General features: G+C 56.0%; 18 protein-coding genes and 1 pseudogene. 13 read left to right on the top strand and 6 right to left on the bottom strand.

Features of this window, described 5'->3' with window-relative positions:
* Positions 1-7: 7 nt before the first annotated feature.
* The 3 genes from HQN82_RS25085 to HQN82_RS25075 are packed head-to-tail and all read left to right on the top strand — an operon-like array spanning position 8 to position 2,741.
* A complete protein-coding gene (locus tag HQN82_RS25085) occupies positions 8-985 on the top strand; it encodes an ABC transporter permease (RefSeq protein ID WP_173616327.1) in 978 nt (325 codons plus the stop codon).
* Positions 982-1,857 (top strand): MurR/RpiR family transcriptional regulator, encoded by an 876-nt coding sequence (locus HQN82_RS25080; protein ID WP_173616326.1) that lies wholly within the window; start codon positions 982-984, stop codon positions 1,855-1,857. The genes HQN82_RS25085 and HQN82_RS25080 overlap by 4 nt, the downstream gene beginning before the upstream one ends.
* Complete coding sequence (locus HQN82_RS25075; protein WP_173616325.1) at positions 1,854-2,741, top strand: ribokinase; 888 nt, start codon at positions 1,854-1,856, stop codon at positions 2,739-2,741. Before HQN82_RS25080 ends, HQN82_RS25075 begins: the two co-directional genes overlap by 4 nt.
* A 435-nt stretch (positions 2,742-3,176) precedes the next feature.
* Here the strand turns inward: HQN82_RS25075 and HQN82_RS25070 are convergent, their stop codons facing one another.
* Positions 3,177-3,809, bottom strand: coding sequence for a TetR/AcrR family transcriptional regulator (locus tag HQN82_RS25070; protein ID WP_173616324.1), 633 nt, complete (start codon positions 3,807-3,809; stop codon positions 3,177-3,179).
* A 122-nt stretch (positions 3,810-3,931) separates the two neighbouring features.
* Here HQN82_RS25070 and HQN82_RS25065 point away from each other — a divergent pair, with 122 nt between their 5' ends.
* The 8 genes from HQN82_RS25065 to HQN82_RS25030 all read left to right on the top strand — a co-directional run bounded on the left by HQN82_RS25065 (position 3,932) and on the right by HQN82_RS25030 (position 12,456).
* The gene (locus HQN82_RS25065; RefSeq protein WP_173616323.1) at positions 3,932-4,810 is read left to right on the top strand and encodes an SDR family oxidoreductase; all 879 of its coding nucleotides are present in this window, start codon (positions 3,932-3,934) and stop codon (positions 4,808-4,810) included.
* Between the two features lie 13 nt (positions 4,811-4,823).
* Positions 4,824-5,249 (top strand): organic hydroperoxide resistance protein, encoded by a 426-nt coding sequence (locus HQN82_RS25060; protein WP_173616322.1) that lies wholly within the window; start codon positions 4,824-4,826, stop codon positions 5,247-5,249.
* 233 nt (positions 5,250-5,482) lie between these two features.
* Positions 5,483-5,773 carry a DUF1330 domain-containing protein gene (locus HQN82_RS25055; RefSeq protein WP_173616321.1) on the top strand — a complete coding sequence of 97 codons (291 nt, stop codon included), beginning with the start codon at positions 5,483-5,485 and terminating at the stop codon, positions 5,771-5,773.
* Positions 5,774-6,052: 279 nt separating this feature from the next.
* Positions 6,053-7,480: an ISNCY family transposase gene (locus HQN82_RS25050; protein ID WP_173616320.1), complete on the top strand. Its 1,428-nt coding sequence runs from the start codon at positions 6,053-6,055 to the stop codon at positions 7,478-7,480.
* A gap of 88 nt (positions 7,481-7,568) precedes the next feature.
* Positions 7,569-8,204, top strand: a complete 636-nt coding sequence (locus HQN82_RS25045; protein WP_173616319.1) for a nucleotidyltransferase family protein — start codon at positions 7,569-7,571, stop codon at positions 8,202-8,204.
* A 525-nt stretch (positions 8,205-8,729) separates the two neighbouring features.
* Entirely contained in the window at positions 8,730-8,981 is a 252-nt protein-coding gene (locus HQN82_RS25800; RefSeq protein WP_427832762.1) for a DUF808 family protein, read from the top strand.
* Positions 8,982-9,285: 304 nt separating this feature from the next.
* Complete coding sequence (locus HQN82_RS25035) at positions 9,286-10,479, top strand: HlyD family secretion protein (protein WP_173616317.1); 1,194 nt, start codon at positions 9,286-9,288, stop codon at positions 10,477-10,479.
* 3 nt (positions 10,480-10,482) lie between these two features.
* Positions 10,483-12,456 (top strand): glycosyltransferase family 2 protein, encoded by a 1,974-nt coding sequence (locus HQN82_RS25030; RefSeq protein WP_173616316.1) that lies wholly within the window; start codon positions 10,483-10,485, stop codon positions 12,454-12,456.
* A 14-nt stretch (positions 12,457-12,470) separates the two neighbouring features.
* On the opposite strand, the gene HQN82_RS25025 is transcribed toward HQN82_RS25030, so the two are convergent.
* Both HQN82_RS25025 and HQN82_RS25020 read right to left on the bottom strand, forming a co-directional pair.
* Positions 12,471-13,577, bottom strand: a complete 1,107-nt coding sequence (locus tag HQN82_RS25025; protein WP_173616315.1) for a cache domain-containing protein — start codon at positions 13,575-13,577, stop codon at positions 12,471-12,473.
* Positions 13,578-13,939: 362 nt separating this feature from the next.
* Positions 13,940-16,156 (bottom strand): bifunctional diguanylate cyclase/phosphodiesterase, encoded by a 2,217-nt coding sequence (locus HQN82_RS25020; RefSeq protein ID WP_173616314.1) that lies wholly within the window; start codon positions 16,154-16,156, stop codon positions 13,940-13,942.
* A 607-nt stretch (positions 16,157-16,763) separates the two neighbouring features.
* Here HQN82_RS25020 and HQN82_RS25015 point away from each other — a divergent pair.
* Positions 16,764-17,210: pseudogene (locus HQN82_RS25015) on the top strand (ATP-binding cassette domain-containing protein); the annotation flags it as partial.
* Between the two features lie 490 nt (positions 17,211-17,700).
* On the opposite strand, the gene groL reads toward HQN82_RS25015, so the two are convergent.
* Together groL and groES are read right to left on the bottom strand one after the other, a co-directional pair.
* On the bottom strand, positions 17,701-19,326 hold the full coding sequence (gene groL / locus HQN82_RS25010) for a chaperonin GroEL (protein WP_173616313.1): 1,626 nt from the start codon (positions 19,324-19,326) through the stop codon (positions 17,701-17,703).
* A 54-nt stretch (positions 19,327-19,380) separates the two neighbouring features.
* Positions 19,381-19,695, bottom strand: a complete 315-nt coding sequence (groES, locus tag HQN82_RS25005) for a co-chaperone GroES (RefSeq protein ID WP_006699024.1) — start codon at positions 19,693-19,695, stop codon at positions 19,381-19,383.
* A 275-nt stretch (positions 19,696-19,970) separates the two neighbouring features.
* Here groES and HQN82_RS25000 point away from each other — a divergent pair, with 275 nt between their 5' ends.
* Positions 19,971-20,243: an usg protein gene (locus HQN82_RS25000; RefSeq protein ID WP_006699025.1), complete on the top strand. Its 273-nt coding sequence runs from the start codon at positions 19,971-19,973 to the stop codon at positions 20,241-20,243.
* Between the two features lie 144 nt (positions 20,244-20,387).
* On the opposite strand, the gene HQN82_RS24995 is transcribed toward HQN82_RS25000, so the two are convergent.
* Entirely contained in the window at positions 20,388-20,819 is a 432-nt protein-coding gene (locus tag HQN82_RS24995) for a hypothetical protein (RefSeq protein WP_173616312.1), read from the bottom strand.
* Between the last annotated feature and the right edge of the window lie 292 nt (positions 20,820-21,111).

The raw sequence follows: 21,111 nt of genomic DNA, 5'->3' as shown, positions 1-21,111 counted from the left end.
ACAACCCATGACCAGCACTTCCAATTCCCCCGCCACCTCCGCTCCGGCCTTCCGCCGCTTCTCGTTTTCACTACGCGATGCCGGAACGCTGATTGGTCTCATCGTCATCATGGCGGTGTTTGCCGCACTGGTTCCGGGCTTCATTTCGGAGAGAAACCTCGTCAACATTCTGCAGCAGTCCAGCATCAATGCCTGCCTGGCGCTTGGCATGACGCTGGTCATCATCTCCGGCGGCATCGATCTGTCGGTTGGCCCGACGGCTGCGATCTCTGCTGTCGTCACTGCCAGCCTGCTCGTCGCGGGGACACCGATACCGCTAGCGATTCTCGCGGGTCTGGGCATTGGTGTTCTCTGCGGCCTCATAAATGGCGGCCTTGTTGCCTATGTCGGTCTCCAACCCTTTATCGTGACACTCGGCACGCTCAGCACCTACCGCGCCATCGCGCTGATCTACACCGGCGGCAATCCTGTTCTCGGTATTCCCGCCGGGTTCCGTTCGCTGTTCAACGGCAATCTCCTCGGCATTCCGTCCCCTGTTTTGATCGTTGCTGTCGTCGCCATTGCCGCGTGGATATTACTCAAGAAGACGCCCATCGGCGAATATCTGATGGCAGTTGGTGGCAATGAAGAGGCGGCCTATGTCGCGGGCGTTCCGATCGCCCGCACCAAGATCACGGCTTATGTAATTTCCGGTGGTCTCGCGGCACTTGCCTCGCTCATCCTCATCGGTCGCCTTGGTGCAGCTGAGCCGATCCTCGGCAACCTTTGGGAACTGGATGCCATCGCGGCAGCGGCCATCGGCGGTGCATCTTTGATGGGCGGCAAGGGCAGCATACTCGGCACAATTCTGGGCGCCATCATTCTGGGTGCAATGCGCAATGGTTTGACGTTGATGAATGTTCAGGCCTTCTATCAACTGCTCGCCACCGGCCTTATAATCCTCGTTGCAATGATGATTGATCGCGCAACAAGGGGAAGAGAATGAATTCCGAAAGCTTCGACACGAAGGCCGTCGGCCCACGCATCCGCATGATGATGCCGCTGCTGACGCCTCTCGAAGCGAAGGTTGTCGATACCGTATTTGCCATGCGTGATTTCAGCGATGAGACATCGCTGAAACAGATCGCAGACGATGCAGGTGTCTCTGAAGCCATGGTGGTGAAGATCACCAAGAAGCTGGGCTTTGCCGGTTATCGCGATTTCCGAACGGCCGTCAGCCAGTATAACCGCCAGCCGACTGCGGAAATGCACCAGGAACTCTCGGTAGATGATACGTCGCTGGAGATCGTGCAAAAGGTTTTTCGCACATCGATCCATGCCCTGGAAGAAACCCTCTCGATCCTCGACATGGTCGCGTTCGACAAGGCCGCAGACCTCATCCATGGGGCAAAAAATCGGGATTTCTATGGCGTCGGCGGTTCGGCGCAGATCGCACGCGACGTCGCCCATAAATTCCTGAGAATCGGCGTGCGCGCCGGCGTGTTTGACGATGTGCACATGATGCTGATGTCGGCAGCCCTGTTGTCCGAAGGCGATATCGCCATCGGCTTTTCCCATTCAGGCAATACCACGGCCATCATCGAAGCGCTTCAAGTCGCCAAGCGCAATGGCGCGCAGACAATCGCGGTAACCAATTACAACTCCTCTGCCCTGGCACAAGCCGCAGATGTTGTCCTCTGTTCCACTGCGCAGGGCTCGCCTCTCATGGGCGAAAACGCCGCGGCTCGCATCGCGCAGCTGAATATCCTCGACGCCGTCTTCATGGCAGTCGCGCAACGCGACTATCAATCGGCCGAACGAAACCTTGACCGGACCATGTCTGCCGTCAAATCCAAACGGAAAGATAAACCTTCATGAGATCCTCGCCTCTCGTCACCGTTTTCGGCAGTCTGCATTATGATATTGCCGTCATGGGCCCATCACGGCCACGCAAGGGCGAGACGGTGACTGGCACGTCATGGCACCCCAAAAGCGGCGGCAAGGGCGGAAATCAGGCGGTTTCGGCAGCTCGTACCGGCGTGGCGACATCGATGGTCGGCGCCGTCGCAGATGATGATTTTGGGCGGTTCCTGCTCGCCAATTTGGAACGCAAAAGCGTCGATCATACCTTCGTTCGGCGCGACGCATCCCAATCCACCGGCATGAGCGTTGCCATATTTGATGACGAGGGCGATTACGGCGCCGTTATTGTGTCGGGGAGCAACCTGACACTCGGCGATCAAGATGTCGTGGCGGCGCGCGAACTGCTCGATAGGACAACAATTCTGGTTTTGCAAAACGAGATTCCGGATGCGGCCAATATCGCTGCAGCAAAAGTTGTAAAACTAGCTGGCGGTCATGTGTTGATTAATGCCGCACCCGCGCGTGCCCTGTCGAACGAGCTACAGCAACTTATCGATATCATCGTCGTGAATGCCGTCGAGGCCGAAACACTCGCAGGAGTCCCCGTGGTTGAGACGCTCAATGGCGCACTTGAGGCTGCGCGCGCACTTGCACAGACCTTCCCAGAGGTCGTGGTCACCGCTGGTGGTGCGGGTGTGGCCTATGCCAACGGCGCGGGAGGCGAGATTGTGATTGAGGGTCTGAAGATCAAGGTAGAAAGCACACACGGTGCGGGTGACGAATTTATCGGTGCTTTTGCATCCGAACTGGCCGTGGGAACAGCCATGAGGGACGCCTTGGTTAGAGCTAATGAGGCAGCTGCGAAACTGGTTGCAACAAAGGAAATTGATCGCGATTGACCAAATAGAGTCTCTCTAACCCCAGAGATCTAGACGCCTTTTTCCCTAGTTTGAGGAAGGAAGAGCATTATGAGCAAATCGAATGCGCAAGCACGTCAGAAGCGGAATGCTGTCGCTCGTCGAGTTCATGAATCAGCAGAAAATCTAACCCGAGGGTGTCTATGAACCTCGGGGCCATTCACTGCGTGGAAATGCTTTGCTGATCAAAGGCTGGCAGAAGCATTGCTTTTTTTGTAGGTTGGATCGCGTTGTCATGTAAGCCCCGATTTGCGTTCGAGCGTTCCCCTCCCAGAAAAGACTGGAAGGGGAAGGACGAACCGATACGATATTCTGTCGCATCGAGGGCCAGGAATTACTGCTCAGCGGGCTTTATGCCGCATTGAATCGAGAAACTAATTCCTTTTGGACGCTGTCTAGTGCGTAATAGACATTCTGTTATCGGGGCGTCTGTCCTAATTCGTTGATAAGCAAAATTTGTGCTGCCTCTCGATTTGCCTCGACAATTCGAGGATCTGGTAGCGATTGCGCCATTACAAACGAGCCCTGGATAAGTGATAAGATCTGGATCACAGCGCGTTCATGGTCCGACAACCGCAATGGCTCAATGAGTGACGAAACAAAGTCATGCAATTGCTTGAAATACTCGGCAATAGTCGCTTGCACTTCCGGGGTATTAGCTTCGGGTCCAAACTCAGCCAGTCCTCTTGTAAAAGAACATCCGCGGAACGAAAGCGCGCGAAGGGGCTTGTCCAGCGCATCAAAAATAGCGAGCACCCTTTCTACCGGCGAGAGACCAGGCTCTTCCGTCGCACTCGCAAGCATCTGAAACCAAATGATGCTCTTGTAGCGCAGATACGCGGATATCAGCGCCGCCTTGGAAGGGAAGTGCTTGTAGAAGGTCATCTTGGCCACGCCGCTTTCGGCGATGATCCGATCGATCCCGACCGAATTGATACTGAGTCGGTAGAAGAGGTCCGACGCCGTCTTTAAAATTCGTTCCCGCGGGGCGAGCGCATCGAGCGATTGATCGTCCACGTTCACAAACGCGACCACACCTTTCCTTTGCATCTTCTGAGCCTCAAGTCTTTTTCTGGATCTAGACAGACTAGTCTGTAAAATTTTTGATTGCAAGTACATACAGGTCTGTCTATATCGGTAGTGCAGCTTCAAATTTTACAAAGGAAAATGAGATGAGCGGAAAAGTCATTGTAGTCACCGGCGCGAGCAGCGGTTTTGGAAACCTAACCGTATTGGAACTCGCACGCCGGGGTCATACGGTCGTTGCGACCATGCGGGACGTCGAAGGACGAAACGCAAAGGTGCGAACCGATCTCATCGAGGCGGCTATGAGCGAAGGACATGGGCTGGAAGTCCTTGAAATGGACGTCGCAGACGAAGCTTCTGTGGATGCTGCGATCGAAAAGGTCGTGAAGCGGAACGACAAGATTGACGTCTTGATCAATAACGCCGGACTGATGCCGGTCGGGATCACGGAAGCCTACACTATCGCAGATGTTGAACGGCTTTTTTCTGTCAATTTCTTCGGCGCCGTACGCACGGATCGTGCCGTTCTACCGCATATGCGCGCCTCTGGCAGCGGTCTTCTTGTTCATGTAACATCGCTGATGGGACGCGTGGTATTTCCATTCTTCGGGACGTACTCCGCAAGCAAGTTCGCGCTAGAAGCGCTTGCCGAAGCCTATCGCTACGAACTGAAGGGTTTTGGTGTCGACTCTGTTATCGTTGAGCCTGGCCCATTCCCGAGCAACCTCATCTCTTCGAGCCCCGAGCCATCGGACCAGGCCGTGCTTACAGCGTACGGCGACGTCGCCGCTGTTCCAGGTCAGATCAAGGCTCACGCCAACGATGGGCAGGACGAAGCCAATCCCCCTCGACCCCAGCTTGTGGCAGACGCCATCGCGAAACTGGTCGAAACTACAGAGCGCCGTCCGTTGCGGACGGTCGTCATGCCTGAAGGTTTGGACTTCGGTGTTCATTCGCTGAACGAAGCGGTACGCCCAATTCAGAACCAAATGCTGACTTCGTTCGGCATGTCGGAAATGCTCTGATGGGTGCTAATCGATGAGCCCACTTTACAGCACAAGGGTCACTGCTATCGGTGGTCGCGGTGGCAACGTCAGGAGCGAAGACGGCTTGCTTGACCTCCCGCTGGCCCTGCCAGTGACGATGGGTGGCAAGGGCGGAGCGACCAATCCGGAGCAGTTGTTCGCGGCCGGCTATGCGGCCTGCTTCGAAACCGCAGTGATCTACGTCACTCGCAACATTGCGAACAGGGTTTCGGACGATGACATCGTGGTGGCGGCAGAGGTCGGGCTTTCGCCCAATGGAAGCGGTGGTTTCGTACTTTCTGTAGCGCTCAACGTTGCGATCACAGGTCTCGATCAGGTTTCGGCTGAAGAGATTGTACGAGAGGCGCATGCGACGTGTCCGTATTCGAACGCGGTGAGGGGCAACATCGACGTAGTCATCAACGTGACGACGAACTGACATCGGTGGGGGAGGCGGATTGGATATGGCACCAACCAAGTTGCACTTGATCCGAGATCCGGCTCCCATTTTCCGGTTTAATGGATGGAGTATGTCGGACGGCCATAAATCGGGAGTGTCTTCGATTTCAGCAGGGTACACCGTATCTCGACCAGTCCATCTATCAACTCTAATTCATCAGGCGAGGTCGTCATCCGCGATCGGCCAAGCCTCAGTTCCAAGGAGATTTCAGCGTGACAGCTTATGCAATTTTCATCCAGGACCGAACCCGTAACGCTGCGGAAATGCAGACATACGCTGAAATGTTAAGACCACTGCTGGCTGTATCAGGAGGAACTGTTCTTGCCGCGCACGGTCCTCAAGATATCCTTGAAGGTGCCGCTCCCGAAGGCGTGGTAATGGTCAGCTTTCCCACTATGGAGGCCGCGCGCACCTTCTACGACAGTTCCGACTACCAGGCTGCGGTACGCCATCGCTTTCTCGGTGGGGACTATAGGTCATTTATAATTGAAGGGATCAATTAAGTCGCATCATACCGTTGTGATGCTCGTCGACGATAGGTGCCGCCGTCTCGGGCGTATCCTTATCCATCAAGTAAAACGCTTCACCGAAGAACGGCAACCACCAAAAGTTCCATAATATATGTTATGCGATCGCCGACTCACACGCCCATTTAGTAATGCGACACTTGGGCCAGATAGAAATGCGACACTCTCCTCGCACGACACTGGTCAATGTCAACGTTGGGAGCAAGGATGCGACGATGTTCAGCCTGACTGCGGTCAGGAGCGTTCGGAGTTGCCATGTCCTTTTTGATCACCATGTCGCAGAAAGAATTGCATCGCCTCGAAGTTATCCAGAAGATTCATGACCAACGCCTGAGCGTTGTCCAAGCAGCCAGTGTTTTGAGCATCAGCCGAAGCCAGATGCACCAGTTATTGAAGGCATACGAGAATGACGGCATGCCCGGCCTCGTCTCGAAGAAGCGCCAGCAACCAAGCAACCGGCGTCACAGCGAGAATATTCGCAACGCTGTACTCGACCTGGTCAGAGAACGATATGTCGATTTCGGTCCGACATTAGCTCGCGAGAAGCTGATTGAGCAGCACCAACTGGCGATAGGCAAGGAAACGCTACGCCAATGGATGACCGAGGCAGGTATTTGGATCTCACGGAAAGAACGCAAGAAGCGCGTCTTCCAACCACGCGGACGTCGCGACTGCTTTGGCGAGCTGGTGCAGATCGACGGATCGCATCATTGGTGGTTCGAGAACCGCGGACCAAAATGTGCCCTGCTCGTCTACATCGATGACGCCACCGGAAAGCTGCTACATCTGCGTTTTGCTGGATCTGAGAACACATTCGATTATCTGCATGCGACAAAAGCCTATCTGCAGCAATGGGGTAAACCGCTGGCTTTCTACAGCGACAAGCATGGCGTATTTCGTTCTACGCACGCCTCACAGAAAGATCGCACAAGTGGCCTGACGCAATTCGGACGCGCACTCTATGAGCTAAACATCGACATCATCTGCGCCAACACCCCACAGGCCAAGGGTCGAGTTGAACGGGCCAACCAGATCCTGCAGGATCGACTGGTCAAAGAATTAAGGCTCCGCGGTATCGACACGATAGACGCTGCCAACCATTACGCTCCGGAGTTCATTGACGACTTCAACGCCCGTTTCGGCAAACCACCCCGCAATCCGAAGGATATGCATCGCCCCCTCGCCGCCCACGAGAATCTTGACAGCGCCATGTGCCGTAAGGAAGTTCGCACCCTGTCGCAGTCACTGACGTTGCGCTACGACAAGGTGATATTCATTCTCGATCCGACGGAACGGGCAACATCACTGGCGGGTCAAAAAGTCATCGTATGCGATTATCCAGACGGCCGCCTGGAGATCATGCACGAGAGTTTCATCCTGTCCTACAGAACCTTCGACACGCTTCGCTCGGTTCACCGGTCGCCTGTGGTTGAGAACAAACGACTGGACGATATGCTGTCGCTGGTTGCTCAGATGCAGGAAGGCCGCGATTTAAAGCGCAGCAAACATGGCCCGCGACGAACCGGACAGACCAACAGCATGTTTGAGATCCCGGACGGGAGCCAGAGCAATGGGTATCAAAAACGCGGACGAAAGCCCGGACGACGGACAGATTTCATGAATGATCCGGAGGTGATTGCGAGAAGGCAGAAAGCGCTTGCGCGAATGGAGGCGGCTGAATAAGGCCGCTATCGGCCCGAAGCGGACGAATTTTGTTCCGGTGTCCTGCCACTCTGGCTACAGTCGAAAACGGCAAAATAGAGGGAGCATTATGGATACTGCTGATAAAGCCCGGTTTGAAGCTTCCGTGCTGGAGAACCCCTCCATCCGCACTGTCTGGAATGCATGGGAGCGCCTGAATCTACCTGACTGTTGGTTGGTTGCGGGCTGCCTTGCGCAGACGATCTGGAACGCGCGTTTTGGGTTCAGTCCGGAACATGGGGTATCGGATATGGATCTAATCTACTTCGATCCAGATGATCTGACGGAGGAAAGTGAGCAGGAGCAGGCAAAGCGTATTCGAGAACTATTTCCGGATCTTCCGATCTGGATTGACGTGAAAAATGAAGCGCGGGTCCACCTCTGGTATGAGACAAAGTTCGGCCATCCGATAGCGCCTTACTCCTCTGTAATAGATGCCATAGACACTTTTCCAACGACCTCAACGGCAATAGGTATGCGACCGGCAGGACGTGAGACCGAGATATACGCGGCTTTTGGGTTCGTTGATCTTCTGGCTGGTGTCGTCAGAGCCAACAAGAGGCAAATCACGCGTGAGATCTATGTTGCAAAGGTATCGAAGTGGCTTTCTCGCTGGCCTGATCTAAGGGTTGTTTCTTGGGATCAATCACGAGGCTGGTCCACGGACACACGTCCGCTTGTAGCGCAAAGCAGTCACCACAACTGAGGAAGCTAAAGCCGAAGAGGGGGTTCCATCATCCGCCCCCTCCCTACCCTTGCAACCCCGGCCAGCCGGTCCGGTCGGGGGCTGATTGTCGGAGCCAGTGTCGCGTTTCTAACGGGCCAGCGGCGTCGCATCTCTAATCAGCTTTGACACCGACTCACACGGTTACTTCATGTCAATTTTGTCCCGGAAGTTGACTTGTGATGCCAGATCGCGTCGCCGTCGATATCGGATGCGCCGGAGTCCAGCTCCTCAATTGACGAAAATCCTGCTTGCTTGCCTCTATGTCTGCTGCTGATCCGACTACATTGCGGGCATCACTTATAATCCAGGAAGATATTGGCTTTGCAACGCAACGTCGTTTTGGCACCAGTTTGAGGGGTGGTAGCGACCGGCAGCATGGACGGCTTGGGATCTTTTCAGGATCGCTGCTGAGGCTTGTCGGGCAGAGCTTCCGATAAGACATGAAGGGCTGGTCAAAGGTGTACCGTTTCTTTGAAGACGCTGGCGATCGTCGGGACAGCAGCAATGTTGTGGGTAGGCGGAAGCATTATCGTACACAGCCTCGCGGGGACGGGATGGCATCAGCCTGAACAATTGATCGAGACAGTCACATCAAGGATAGAACAAACCCTGACTTTTGTCCCCTCCGTGACGAATTGGCTGGCCACCGCGTTTATTCAGGCACTAATCGGTATAGCGACCGGCGGCGTCACGATCTTATTGCTGTCGATCTGGACGAAATTCACGCGGCGTGCCGCACGAAACGGCCGAGTTTAGTCGCGACGGCGTCTCCCGAACTTCTCGATCTATCCATGACGCTCGCCGCGCCACCTCCTCTCGGTGATCGTCGCACGCGTTCTCGCCCTTTGCCTGTCGATAATCGTGCAAAGCGAGCGCTTCACAAAAACTCGCGGGCAAGTTTTGACCTGAGACACGTTTAGCGCTCGGTGGTTTGATAGGTCGAAGTCAATATGCGCCGGTTCTCATTTAACCGCGCGCTAACTCTGGGATCGGGTTTTCTCAAGCAGGGTGAACCAATCCCCGGCCGTACGTTTTGTTAGGTAGATGTCGAGGAGGAAACATGAAGCTCATAAAGATCGGATTCGGTCTGTTGCTGATCTGCGGTGCTCTTTATGTGGTGCTTGGGGAGCAGCTTAGCGGCGCGAGTGCAAATGCGTTCATAAATGCCCGTTTGACGACGATACGCGCTCCCATCGCTGGCAAAATTGAATTGATTTCCAGGCCGCTGGGCGCCCAGGTTGCGCAAGGCGATCCACTGGGCTCTCTTGAGGATCCTCTTGTTGACGGCATCCGTCTCCTTGATCTCGAACTTCAACAGGCCGATGCTCAGACCGAAATAAAAAGGCTCGAGACCGTCGTCGCGTCTTTCGATGAATCGATTGATGAGTTGCAGACCCGCGCGGCCATCTATCGTGAGGAAAGAAAACGCCAGCTCGCGGCTCAGGCTCAGTCCGCCGACGCCTCGCGTGCTGCGTCGGAGGCACGTCTGAAATACGCGGAACTCAGCCGCGAGCGATCATCACGGCTAAGCGGTCAGGGCATTTCTACCGCACAGTCCCTTGAACAGGCCCAGTCACTTTCCGAGGTTTCCGCGCTGGAGGTCGCAAATGCAAAGGCTCAGGCCGCCGAAATCGTTGTGGCACAGAAGGCGGCCGAGCGGGGAGTCTTCCTCGGGGACGGATTTAACGACGCCCCCTACTCCGAACAGAGGATTTCCGAGATCGACGTGCAGCGTCTGGAATTAAAAGCGCAACTTGAGGCGAAGAAACTGGCATTGACTGCAATTTCAGATCGGCTGGCAAACGAGCGTCTTCGTGTAAACAGACTTTCTTCCTCAGATCTGGTGGCGAATGTGAATGGTGCGCTGTGGGAGTACCTCTCCGCTTCGGGCGAAACGGTCCAGCGCGGTCAGGACCTCATGCGCCTGATAGACTGCGACTCCGCAATTGTGACCTTATCCGTGTCGGAAAGCGTCTACAATTCCCTCAGGGTCGGCGCACCCGCGACCTTTCGCCTTAACCGAAGCCGTCAGGTTCTTCAGGGATCGGTAATCCGCCTTGCAGGTTCCGGCGCGGCTACGATCTATGAAAATATGGCAATAGCACCGAGTCAGCGCCACCTCCAAAGGTACGACGTGGCACTTGATGTGCCGGCTCTGCGGGACGACCCCGACCTTCGGTGCCTTGCAGGACGCACGGGCAGGGTGTTTTTCGAAACGCGCGCTTTTGACTGGCTGCGAGGACTATGGAGATAGGACTTGGACAGTTTTCTCTATCTTAGCGAACTCCAGTCGAGCTTCGCTCATCTGGCTCTGGCCTTCGGGTGCGCACTCGTCCTGCCGTACCTCCTGAACAATCGTAACTGGACCCACAGGACGTTCCTTTTCGCAATCGGAATGGCTTTAGCGGTGCGATATATCTGGTGGCGAGGAACCCAGACCCTGGCCCCGCCCGGCTTCACGCTGGACTGTCTGTTCAGTTGGTCATTCTTTGCTCTGGAAGCATTATCTGTTCTCTCGTCGCTGAGCGCGTTCACAATCCTGACCAGAACCACCGATCGGTCCGCTGAAGTCGAGGAGAACAAATCCTGGTGGAAACCGGATCCGCCTCCAAAAGTCGCGATTCTGATCGCCACATACAACGAGGAGCAAGCCGTTCTGGAACGGACGATCGTCGGGGCAAAGGCCAGCGATCATCCGGACGTCCAGGTTCTTGTGCTGGATGACGGGCGCCGTGACTGGCTGCTTGACTTCTGCGAGGAGCACGACGTTCGATACCTTCGCAGGCCAGATAACAAGGGCTCGAAAGCCGGCAACATCAATCATGCCCTGGGCGTTCTTGCGCAAGACGATCAACCGCCAGACTTCATAGCCGTGCTGGACGCGGACTTCGTTCCTCACACGGATTTTGTCTCGCGCGCACTTGCGCTTTTCCACGACCAGGAGGTCGGACTGGTTCAAACACCCCAGCACTTCTTCAATCCGGATCCTATCCAGCATAATCTCGGGCTCAGCCGATCGTATCCCGACGAGCAGCGCTTTTTCTTTGACCATTTACAACCAAGCCGCGACGGGTGGGGCATCGCATTCTGCTGCGGCACGTCGTCGGTGATCAGATGGAGGGCAGTGCAGGCCTCCGGTGGGTTCCCGACAGACAGCATCACGGAAGATTTCATGCTGACGCTTCAGTTGCAGGAGCACGGCTATCGGACGGTCTATCTGAACGAAGCGTTGACCGAGGGCCTTGCTCCGGAGGGGTTGAAGGAATACGTCACTCAGCGAGCTCGATGGTGCCTGGGGCTCATGCAGATTGCCCGGGGAAGGCTGGGTCCCTTCTCGCGGAACAATTTGCGGCTGCGCGATCGCTGGAGCGTCGTTGACTCGGTGTTTTTCTGGCTCACCACCTTCACATTCCGCATCGCCTCCATGACCTTTCCTCTCTTTTACTGGTTTTTCAACATCACGGTGGTCAACGCATCTGTTCCCGATGTCATCAGCTATTTCGGGACGTATATGGTCTGGATCCTGTTCGTGTTGAATTTTATCTCGTCGGGAATGGTGATCCCCATCGTCAATGACGTCAGCCAGTTGCTTGGTGCGCTCCCCATATCGAGAGCCGCGATTGTGGGGCTTGTGAAGCCGAAAGGTCACCCTTTCAGTGTTACGGCAAAGGGAGGAGACCGAACCAAAGTCGTTGTGCAATGGCGTCTGATGCGCCCCTTCCTCCTTTTGACCTTTCTGACGGTTGCGGGGGTCCTGATAGGTCTTGTCTCTGACCGTTTCGCATTCAATGACGCAGGAGACGGGAAGGTCGTTATCCTGTTCTGGACTGTTTACAATCTGGTGATCCTCGCCGTGACGCTGCTGGTCTGCGTCGAACTGCCAAGACTGGAAAAACACTATGCTGATCGTCCCGAGCGGGTTGTAATATCCATCGGCGGTGCGCTGAAGCGTGTCTGGATGACCGACCTGACGCAGGAAACTGCCCGTCTCAGAGGGGTAGACGCGCCTATAGCTACCCACATCACCATGAAACTCAAAGAAATTGGAGATTTCACCGCCACGGTGCTGGATCGGACCGACGACGGTCTGGTCGTTGCGCTGGGTCTGGATGAAACACAGTACCAACTCTTGCTGAAAAGACTTTACGCTGGAGGGAGCGTCCCAAGTGTCACGTCAACACGGCTATCGGCGATCATCAAGGATGCCACCACCCGTTTTGCCCGCCAGTAGACGGTCCGGCTTGCCTACCTGTCGTCATGTCGGTCTGCATTTGCCTGCAAGCGGGAAATTGCCGAGCCGATTGTAGCCAGTTCAGAGGTTCTTTTGCTCTCGTAGGGATATACGTTCTGTCCATCAGCAACGGCTTTGGCATTCACGGCGAGGTGATGGAAGGGCCGAATAAACGAGACAATGAACAATGACATGAGGAGCAGCAGCGCCACGGTCAGGAGAGACAAACTGAGAAGTAGCCCACTGGAGAAGCTATTGGCCGGATTCCTGAATGCATTCGCATCGATCCTCGCGACAATAGACCATCCAAATCTTGGAAGGCTTTGGTAGCTGGCCTCGGGAAGCGTGGCTACGAAGTAATTCTTCCCATCCGGCCATAACTCGAGGCTCACGCCGGTGGCACCTGTCCTTGCTCTTCGAAAGCTTGGCAGGTCCAGGTTGGAAGGGCTCTCATTCGAGGACGATATAACAGCCCTGCCCTCGGGATTGACTATAAGCACGTCGACGTCCAGGGCACCACTCAACTCACGAATGTAGGCTTTTGCCCACTCCAGATTAAGATGAAGCCCAAGAACTCCTGTTACTGACTGACCAACACCGGTTACAGGGGCTGCCAAATCGAGAAACCGTAACGGCTCTCCACTTTCGGGAGCAGGAAGTTTAGCCGCAAGAAGAACCGCTTCGTGCGCATCCCCGGCGAAGTTGCCCTGAAGCCCCCTCTGGAACCATGGACGCGATGACACGTCCGCCCCGACCAATAGACCATTTGACGCGACACGAACTTTGCCGTCATTTCCGGCATAACCTGCCCATGACACAACTCGTCCGCTTCCCACGAGCGTTGAGAGATCGTCCTGGATCTCTTCAGGCTGGCTCACCGCAAGCGAGCTTCCCAGCGTTTCAAGGTTTATCCATTCCCGATAAAGGGAAGCGGCGAAAGCTGTTTGGACGCCCCGCGCCCTGGTTTCCACGGCAGTTCGCAGGCTTGCCTCCTGAAAACCGACCATTCGATCGTCTACCACCTTGAACACAATCGCGGCACCGACGAGGGTACAGGCAAACATGAAACCCGCTGTGACAGCAGTCAGCGAAGGCAGCCGGCTCTTTGGTTCTTTGGTCATGGACACCTTCGCGTTTTGTCGTGTCAACGTCGACGGAAACTAGATAACGACGGACGGGCCAGCAATCTGCCTATTATCAGGGGTTGTTTTTTCGGGCGTGAGGTCGCGAATTCGGATCTGCCAAAAAACGCGATCCACCCCGTTCCCAGGGACGGAGCCCACGCGACGGGATGGGAGGCTAGTACCCATTGGCGACGAGGTGAGCAGAACCTTTCGCCGCAAGCAGACCGTGTCTTGCGATATCGTGTGAGAAGCACGTGGGGAGAAGACTCGTCTGGTTCCGCCGGTGCGAAGTGAGCGGCGAGGAATTGTACGGCACGCCACGCCCCCCCGGCAATGTTATATTTTTCACGATCAGCGCCTTACCGTATACCGCTGGCGGTCAGGCCAAACCCCGCGTGACCGGGCAGCGTTGAGGCGGTATCGGGCGCCGAAAGCAGCGCGCGAGCAGCATCCGGCGCCAAAGGCCGTGAGAGCAGAAAGCCCTGCAGATGATGGCAACCGAGGCTCTCCAAAGCGTCGCGTTGCTCCGTTGTCTCAACACCCTCAGCTGTAATCTTCAACCCTTTGGCCCGCGCGACATCGATCATGGCACTGACGAGGGCCCTGTTGTCGCTTCTGTGGATTTCCTCGATGAATGATCTGTCTATTTTGATGCGATCCACCTCGATCTTCTGAACCCGGGAGAATGAAGAGTATCCTGTCCCGAAATCGTCGATCGCAAATCTCACGCCGGCTGCGCGCAGGGCCGCAATACTTTGTTCCGATCGGCCGTCATCGCCGGTCGCTGCACTTTCCGTTATCTCGATCTCCAGGCGGTTAGCCGCAACCTGCCATTTTTCGAGCGCGGCAATTACGTTCAGCGGGTAGGCCGGCGAGCACAGTTCCAGCGAGGAGGCGTTGAGCGCAATATCGATGTCGGGGAACTGCGCCAGCATCGAACAGGCGTCTTCCAGCACAATGGCACCAATTTCGTGGATCAGACCGCATTCCTCGGCGAGCGGAATAAACTCTTCGGGACTTACGTATCCGAGTCCGGGGTGGTTCCAGCGGGACAGAGCCTCGAGCGAACAGAGCTTCCCCTCCCGTGCTGAGAAGACTGGCTGATAGTATATCTCTATCTCGGCGTGGCCGTTGACCGCCTTCCGCAGGTCGGATTCCATAGCCCTTCTCTTGCGAAGCAAGTCGTCCATGTGGTCGCCGAATATTGCGTAAGTATTCCTGCCAGCTGCTTTGGCGTGATACAGTGCGATGTCGGCCTGACGTATAGCCTCGTTTGCATCAAACGCACCATTCTTTACCGACACTCCGACGCTGGCACCAATTGTGACTTGCGTCTCCACGATCTCGAAAGGCAATCGAAGGTCGTCCACAATGATTTTTGCAACATGTTCCGGCTGCAGCAACTCGTTCAATGTGACAAGAACGGTGAACTCATCCCCACCGATCCGCGCAACAACACTGTCAGGCAAAAGGCTCGTGAGCCGCGCCCCAACAAGCGATATCAATTTGTCGCCTGCAGGATGGCCGAGGGAGTCGTTCACCTCCTTGAACCTGTCGAGATCGATGAACAGAACGGCATGCGCCTCGTCTTCCCTTGCATCCTGCGCGACCGCCGCAACTCTCGCGTTGAATTCGGAGCGATTGGCAAGGCCGGTGAGGGTGTCGTGTGCCGCCTGGTATTGCAACTGCTCCTGGTTCGCCTTCAATCGGCTCGACCGCCTCCAGAGTGCGTTTCCACCGACGCTCGCTGCACCGAATATGGCGAAAAATGCTAATGCGATCGCGGGAATGGTAGCCTCGAGAACTTTTTGGCCGGGCCTGAACGGCTGCCATTCAAAGTAGCCAACGACCTGGCCGGATTTCGAACGCAAGGCAAGATAAGAAAAACGCGGGTCCGTTGGCTGATGAAGGGCAAATCGAAGATTTTCGAACTGGTATTCCTGACCCACTGTTGCTGCGAGATCTCCATCCAGAAAACGGACCGCAACATGCAGATTTTCCTGCCCCGGTTGCTGCTCGATATCTCCTGTATCGGAAACGATTGGTTTGATGCTGACGATCGCCGGACGTGATCCAACGTAGACGATGTCCGCTTCGCCTATGGAGAGCACCTTGCTACTCGTTCCCTCCTGATCGCCTGCGATAAGGCGTTCCTTCAGTTTCGTCGCTAACGGTAGATAGGCGGTCCGCAAACCATCGGCGGTGGACGCGTCATTGTGATCGACAAGAAATTGATAGATCGGATCAAGGTCCGCTGTCAGCACGATTGCAGCATCGTGTCCGAAATAGGTATTCATCCATACGCCGAGATTGGTTTCCATCCAGTACGGATTACGGGCAAGGGAGTTCGTGACGGCGTCATCCCAGACAGTGGCGCTTTCCTGATCATGAGCAATCGACGACTTGAGTTTCGATACCGTCAGGGCGACCACGTCACGCTGTCTTGCAACCGCGACAGAATCGCTTGTGATCGATGCCCAGTAGAGTGACAAGAGAAGCAGCCCGCATATAGCGATAGACGCGATAAAGGGCGGGCCAAATCGCCAAAACCATTTCGACTGCAGAAGTGTTCGCATAGTTATGTCCGCCTGTGTTTCGTCCACACTACGTGAATGAAGCTTAAAGCGGCTGGAACCAACATGGTTAAGCCGGGTAAAAAACCGCCTTCGTACGGTGCCGCACAAAGGTCCGGAAGATTATGCTGTGGGCGCATTCAAGTATTGGGCTTCTTGTGTACTCGTGATGACTTGCCGGACACGAGATTGATCATCAGCAACTCGCCGACGCCTTCAGGGTCGCCGCCCAAACATGCAGACGGTCGACTAGTTCGGCGGAATACCGTCGCTTTGTGGGTTGTCGAGCTGCTCCACAGGCTTGATCCTGGTGCATCCCCAAGCCTTTGAGGACTATGCAGATCAACACTACAACACCGAGTCCCATGGACAGGTTGTACACGCTCATGAAGCCCTTCCCGGTTCTGCTTCAGCACATTTTGGGCGTTTCCAGCCATTCTGGCAAGCCGATCTTATTATCGGCAAGTTCAAAAGGTTACAAACTCAGTCTCTGTAGACGTCGTGCTCGTGTCGCGAAGGCCACCAACCCCTCGGTCACGAGCTACAATCGGTGTCGCCGGCCGTTTCTCACCCTCAGCTCTCAGGTGGCAATTTTCCCTGGTGAATTCGTCTCGTCGTGCACGACCAGGACCTCAACCGTGCGGAACGGGACAGGCGTGCAAGCGAGGCACTGAAAGAAGTGGGCCTCGATCCCGCCGACCGCAACCGCTACCCCCACGAATTTTCCGGGGGACAACGCCAACGCATTGCCATTGCCCGCGCCATCATTCTCAAACCCGAGGTCATCATTCTTGATGAACCCTCGTCGGCGCTGGACCGGTCCGTTCAGGGCCAGGTGATCGATCTGCTACGTGGTCTTCAGAAAACCCACGGCCTTTCCTACATCTTCATCAGCCACGACCTGTCCGTCATCAAGGCCATTTCAGATTACGTCATCGTCATGAGAAACGGAAAGATCGTCGAGGAGGGAGAGACAAACGCCATCTTCAACCGGCCGTCGGCTGAATATACGAAAACACTGATCAAATCCGCGTTTTCAGCGGCGGTGGTGGGATGACTAAAAATTCGGCCACTAGTAACTCGCAGTGCGGTTAACTCGACTATGCAAAGCCAGGAGACATTAAACAGGCCCCTCCTCAGTCGATGTCGCATCCGTTCCGAACTTCGGGCAGTCGAACTGCGACGAGGTCGCCATGTCAACCGCGCAGCATTCCACCCTGACTGACAGCAGAATGGAAAAACCTCGGCGGAACCGATTGATTTCTTGGTGAAAGTTTCGTGTGGTCGATTCCGCTTTCGCAGAAACCTATGCCGCGAAGATTCGGGGCTGGACGACTGATGCGCATATTGGAGGAGTGGACGCCGCCCCTGACGCCTTGGCAATTTATTATTCCGGGAGAAACAGCCCACCGGCCGCCTTCACTGCGTTCATCCAGACGCCCGCGAATTTGCGGAAGAATACTCGCGCTGGCATTTGGCCGGTCAGGCTCCACATCGTTTCCCAGGGAGCACCAAACAGGGGGCGCCCTCTGGGCGCCCCCCTTCTATCAAAAGTCCATTCCCGCTCCGACGGGTGCAGGCGCGGCATCCTTCTTCGGCTTTTCGGCTATCATCGCTTCGGTCGTCACCAGAAGGCCTGCCACAGAGGCGGCATCCTCAAGCGCAGTACGAACGACCTTGGCCGGGTCGATGACGCCCTGCGCGTAGAGATCACCGTATTCGCCTGTCTGTGCGTTCCAGCCGAAGGAGAAGTCCGTCTTCTCGCGCAGCTTGCCGACGATAACAGACCCTTCAGCGCCGGCGTTTTCGGCAATCTGACGGACGGGCGCCTCGATTGCACGGCGGACGATCTCGACGCCGACCTTCTGATCCTGGTTGGCCGTACCGAGATTGTCGAGTGCCTTGACAGCGCGCAGCAGCGCGACGCCACCGCCAGGCAGGATGCCTTCCTCTACCGCCGCACGAGTGGCGTGCAGCGCGTCATCGACGCGGTCCTTCTTCTCCTTCACCTCGACTTCTGTCGAACCGCCGACCCGAATGACGGCAACACCGCCGGCGAGCTTCGCCAAGCGTTCCTGCAGTTTTTCACGGTCGTAGTCGGAGGTGGTTTCTTCGATCTGTGCCCGGATCTGTGCGACGCGCCCGTCGATCTCCGCCTTGGAGCCAACGCCGTCGATGATGGTGGTGTTCTCCTTCTCGATCGCCACCTTCCTGGCGCGGCCGAGCATGTTGAGCGTGACGTTTTCAAGCTTGATGCCGAGGTCTTCGGAGATAACAGTGCCGCCGGTCAGGATGGCGATATCTTCCAGCATGGCCTTGCGGCGGTCGCCGAAGCCCGGAGCCTTGACCGCAGCGATCTTGAGGCCGCCACGCAGCTTGTTGACGACGAGCGTTGCAAGAGCTTCGCCTTCGACGTCTTCAGCGATGATCAGGAGAGGTTTGCCCGACTGGACCACAGCTTCGAGAACCGGAAGCATCGCCTGAAGGTTCGAAAGTTTTTTTTCGTGGACAAGGATATAGGGATCCTCCAGTTCGACCCTCATCTTGTCCTGATTGGTGACGAAGTAGGGGGACAGGTAGCCGCGGTCGAACTGCATGCCTTCGACGACTTCGAGTTCGGTTTCAGCGGTTTTGGCTTCTTCAACGGTGATGACGCCTTCGTTGCCGACCTTCTCCATCGCCTCGGCAAGATGGCGGCCGATCTCCGTATCCCCGTTCGCAGAGATTGTGCCAACCTGGGCGATTTCGGAATTGCTGGTTATCTTACGGGCGTTGGTCTTCAGCTCCTTGACGACAGCTTCGACCGCAAGATCGATGCCGCGCTTCAGGTCCATCGGGTTCATTCCGGAGGCTACCGCCTTAGCACCTTCCTTGACGATTGCCTGGGCGAGGACAGTTGCGGTCGTGGTGCCGTCGCCGGCCAGATCGTTGGTCTTCGAAGCGACTTCGCGCAGCATCTGCGCGCCCATATTCTCGAACTTGTCTTCAAGCTCGACTTCCTTCGCGACCGACACGCCGTCCTTCGTAATACGCGGTGCGCCGAAGGACTTGTCGATAACGACGTTACGACCTTTGGGGCCAAGGGTGACTTTCACGGCATTAGCGAGCACATCGACCCCTCGCAGCATGCGTTCACGGGCATCGGTGTGGAACTTGACTTCTTTGGCAGCCATTTTTCTAACTCCTCAATAGGCAGCTATCTGACTGATGGGTGTAGGGTGGGATGCTCAGGCGGCTTTCTTCTGCTCAGCCTGGGCCCCGATGATGCCCATGACATCGCTTTCCTTCATGATCAGCAGGTCTTCGCCATTGATCTTGATCTCGGTGCCTGACCATTTGCCGAACAGGATGCGGTCGCCCACCTTGACGTCGAGCACCTGGATCTGTCCGGCATCGTTGCGCGCACCGGGCCCAACGGCGATGACCTCGCCCTCCTGGGGTTTTTCCTTGGCAGTGTCGGGAATGATAATACCGCCTTTGGTCTTTTCTTCGGATTCGACCCGGCGGACGAGAATGCGGTCATGAAGCGGTCGGAACGACATATTTTCCTCCGTAAGACAAAAAAGATGACGTCTATTCTTTCCGGGCCGGGGGTGGCCGGTCCGGAAGTGCGAACCTCGTCCGAGCGTTCGCGCGCAAAAATCTGGTTTGGCGATTTTTGAATTTCAAGAGGTCGGCACAAAAAAATCAGCACTCAGGATGGTCTGCTGCTAATGCGCTGTAAAGGAACGAGATTCTGACGGTTCGCGTTGAGAAGACCGTTGATGCCTGGAAAATTTTGCGCCACACTTTGCCGTGTCACGAAAGGAGATGAAGCATGCAGTTTTCATCCGATCTCGAACGCCAGCTCAATGGCTATGGCCTCACAACTGCCCACATCCTATATCGGATTCCGGATTTCGAGGCCGTGCTCCAGACCTTTGTCTGGCAGGATTATGACCTGGCCCCCGACTTCCCCGAAATGCACAAGTTCCTCGACTTTTGGCAAACGAGGCTCGACGGCCCCCTTCACTCCGTGCGCTTTACACACCAGCGTTTGATTGGGCCGAATGAATGGCGGCGCATTGACGGCGAGTTCCGTCTGCAGTGACAGGTAACCGACACAACACTCGGGCGGCGGGGGATTATAGACGCAAAAGCAACAGGCATGCGCCGGGGAGCATCCACCCGTCGAGGGACTGCTTTTCATCCGGTCGCACCGGCGGGGCTTAACCTCTTCCGTTTTGGGACTGGATCACGGCCTCCGGCGTGTGTGGTCGTCGCCAGTATTCTCCAGTGCAGCCATGATCGCGTTCTTGATCTCGTCCTCGATCGCCTTCCGCTCGTCGGGCGACATTGCGGCAAGATCGCTTTCCGTTAATCCGCGCGCCTCCAGATACTGCGCCCTGATTTTTTCGCCGAGGCTCATACGCGCCCATTTGCTCAGTTCTTCCTCTGGGCTTGGCCCGCCGTCCTGCAGAGGCGCCTCATCAATGTGTCCGGCCGGTTCTCCCTGGAGCGACCAGAGTACATTTGCTAGATTGGAGGAAAGGGGCGCGGGGGCGCCTCCAAAAGAAGCCGCAACTGGCCGCTCGGCAGCCTGGCCGGGGACTGTGTGAGTGACCTGCTGCGGCCGCAAACGTGTGTAAATCGCGGCGGTTGAGCCAATCCGGTCGATTGCAGACATTCGATTCTCCTTTACTTGCAACTTGGAGCAGCTCGCTTGCGTCTGGCTTGTCATTAGACGCGGCCGAAGTCATTGATCCGGGATGACCCTGTGCCGACCGTCAGTTACCTGAGGCCTGTTCACTTGAAAGCTAACGTCCCAAAGCACTCTCACCCGATCTGTCGCTTACCGCGCGTGGTCCTTGGAACGGCTTGACCTTTCGTTGTGGAAGCCCCCGATCATTCGCGCCGTTACGAATACGTGTTGTACAAAGCACTTCCGCGACCCAAGTCAGCCGCTAGCCGCTCCGAGT

Origin of the sequence: Agrobacterium pusense, assembly GCF_013285525.1 — a bacterium.
GTDB lineage: Bacteria > Pseudomonadota > Alphaproteobacteria > Rhizobiales > Rhizobiaceae > Agrobacterium > Agrobacterium pusense.
This window is presented reverse-complemented; position numbering and strand designations above follow the sequence as displayed.